This window comes from Pseudomonas emilianonis, assembly GCF_023072625.1.
In the GTDB taxonomy this organism is placed as follows: domain Bacteria; phylum Pseudomonadota; class Gammaproteobacteria; order Pseudomonadales; family Pseudomonadaceae; genus Aquipseudomonas; species Aquipseudomonas paraveronii.
In genome coordinates this window covers 1-2651 of sequence record NZ_JAKNRV010000529.1, presented here as the reverse complement: position 1 = coordinate 2651, position 2651 = coordinate 1, and the positions used below count along the sequence as shown (strand labels likewise).

Sequence of the window (2651 nt, the reverse complement as noted above, 5' to 3'; positions counted from 1 at the left end):
TGGCGCGCTCCGATCTGATGGTGATCACCGGCGGCGGTGGCGGCATCATGGCCGCCGCCCACGAAGGTGCCGGCCTGGAGCACAGCCTGGGCTTCAACATTACCTTGCCGTTCGAACAACATGCCAACCCGACCATCGATGGCACCGAGAACCTGCTGTCCTTCCACTTCTTCTTTACGCGCAAGCTGTTCTTCGTCAAGGAGGCCGATGCGCTGGTGTTATGCCCGGGTGGTTTCGGCACCCTGGATGAAGCGCTTGAAGTGCTGACGCTGATCCAGACCGGCAAGAGCCCACTGGTGCCGGTGGTGTTACTCGATGCACCAGGCGGCGGTTTCTGGCAAGGCGCCCTGGACTTTATCCGCAGCCAACTGGAAGCCAATCGCTATATCCTGCCCACTGACCTTAAGCTGGTGCGCCTGGTGTACAGCGCCGAAGCAGCGGTGGACGAGATCAACCAGTTCTACGCCAACTTCCACTCTACCCGCTGGCTGAAGCGTGAGTTTGTGATGCGCATGCATCATCCGCTCAGTGAGCGGGCGCTGGCTCAGGTGCAAAAAGAGTTCGCCAGCCTGCGGCTGAGCGGCGACTTCCAGCAGCTCGCCTATACCGGAGAAGAGCATGATGAGCCGCAGTTCAGTCATCTGACGCGACTGGTGTTCAACTTCAACGGCCGTGATCAGGGCCGGTTACGGGAATTGGTGGATTACATCAACTTGCCGGAGAACTGGGCTCAGGCTCAGGGCAAGACGCAACAACGGGTAGCGCCGGAGCCCGCGTGATTTTTGAGCAAAAAAAAGGCCCGCTATTTTCATAGCGGGCCTTTTGCTTTTTGCTCTGTTCAGTCGTCCATGTCCCGACCGCTGAAGAGGCGGCCGATCATTTCCATCGAAAACCCGCGATAACTCAGGAAGCGCCCTTGTTTCGCGCGCTCTCTGGCATCAATCGGAAGATGCCCAGAGAACTTGCGACGCCAGGTATCTTCCAGTTGCGACTGCCAACTGATACCGCACTCGCGCAGGGCGAGGTCGATGTCGGCGCGTTGCAGACCGCGCTGGCTCAGTTCTTCACGAATGCGCGCAGGACCATAGCCAGAGCGCGCTCGGTAGGACACAAAACTTTCGAGGTAACGGGCTTCCGACAGCAACCCTTCTTCCGTCAAGCGGTCGAGGGCACTGTCGATCATCTCGGCAGACGCACCGCGCTGACGCAGTTTACGCGTCAGTTCGACTCGACCATGCTCGCGGCGCGCGAGCAGGTCCATCGCAGTGCGCCGAACGGCGACGAGTGTATCTAGCACAACAGTCATCGTTTGGTTCAGACGTCAGTGTCGACTTCTTCCATTTCGTCAACCGGCGCGCGGTTGGCAGCAGCTTTCACGTCCGGCGCAGGAGTCAGCAGCTTGTCGCGGATCTGCTTCTCAAGCGTGGCGGCGATATCCGGGTTGTCCGCCAGGAACTTGGCCGAGTTGGCCTTGCCCTGACCGATCTTGCTGCCGTTGTAGGCATACCATGCACCGGATTTCTCGACGAAACCGTGCAGCACGCCCAGGTCAATCATCTCGCCGTTCAGGTAGATGCCTTTACCGTAGAGAATCTGGAACTCAGCCTGACGGAATGGCGGAGCCACTTTGTTCTTCACGACCTTGACGCGGGTTTCGCTACCAACAACCTCGTCACCTTCTTTCACCGCGCCGGTACGGCGGATGTCCAGACGGACCGAAGCATAGAACTTCAGCGCGTTACCACCCGTGGTGGTTTCCGGGCTGCCGAACATGACGCCGATTTTCATCCGGATCTGGTTGATGAAGATCACCAGGCAGTTGGCGTTCTTGATGTTACCGGTGATTTTACGCAGCGCCTGGGACATCAGACGGGCCTGCAGGCCCACGTGCATGTCACCCATTTCGCCTTCGATTTCAGCTTTCGGCACCAGGGCAGCCACGGAGTCGACCACGATCACGTCGATGGCGTTGGAGCGCACCAGCATGTCGGTGATTTCCAGGGCTTGCTCACCGGTGTCCGGCTGGGAAACCAGCAGGTCGTCAACATTGACGCCCAGCTTGCCAGCGTATTCAGGGTCCAGGGCGTGCTCGGCGTCGACGAACGCGCAGGTGGCGCCCATCTTTTGCGCCTGGGCAATCACCGACAGCGTCAGGGTGGTTTTACCAGAAGATTCAGGACCGTAGATTTCAACGATACGGCCTTTTGGCAGACCGCCAATGCCGAGCGCGATGTCCAGACCCAGAGAGCCAGTAGAAATAGCCGGGATCGCCTGACGGTCGTGATCGCCCATACGCATTACGGCACCCTTGCCGAATTGACGTTCGATCTGACCCAGGGCCGCAGCCAAGGCTTTCTTCTTGTTCTCGTCCATTAAAGTCCTCACGTAATCAATAAGGCCTGACGGCCAACACCTGTATAAGTAGACAGTATTGTTCCACAAAGATCGGAGATCGCCTACCCCTGATTTTCTATTTCTGCTGCAGCTCGTCGCAACAAGCCCTCTAGCGCGGCCTTTACCGTTTGTCGGCGGACCTCGTCGCGGTTGCCGGGGAAGTGCTGGCGCTCGGCCGTGACCTCGTCACCCACGCCGAAAGCCAGCCATACCGTGCCTACCGGCTTGTCCGGCGAGCCGCCATCGGGGCCGGCCAC

4 protein-coding genes are annotated in these 2651 nt (G+C 59.1%); 1 reads left to right on the top strand and 3 read right to left on the bottom strand.

Annotated elements, in window-relative coordinates:
* On the top strand, positions 1-779 hold a 779-nt coding region (locus tag L9Z73_RS28850; RefSeq protein ID WP_247408232.1), incomplete at its 5' end, for an LOG family protein.
* 59 nt (positions 780-838) lie between these two features.
* Here the strand turns inward: L9Z73_RS28850 and recX are convergent.
* The 3 genes from recX to L9Z73_RS28835 form a co-directional block, all read right to left on the bottom strand.
* Positions 839-1306 carry a recombination regulator RecX gene (gene recX, locus L9Z73_RS28845; RefSeq protein ID WP_247408229.1) on the bottom strand — a complete coding sequence of 156 codons (468 nt, stop codon included), beginning with the start codon at positions 1304-1306 and terminating at the stop codon, positions 839-841.
* Between the two features lie 8 nt (positions 1307-1314).
* The gene (gene recA, locus L9Z73_RS28840) at positions 1315-2373 is read right to left on the bottom strand and encodes a recombinase RecA (protein ID WP_247408227.1); all 1059 of its coding nucleotides are present in this window, start codon (positions 2371-2373) and stop codon (positions 1315-1317) included.
* A gap of 83 nt (positions 2374-2456) precedes the next feature.
* Positions 2457-2651: CinA family protein (locus L9Z73_RS28835; RefSeq protein ID WP_247408225.1), on the bottom strand; the 195-nt coding region annotated here is incomplete at its 5' end.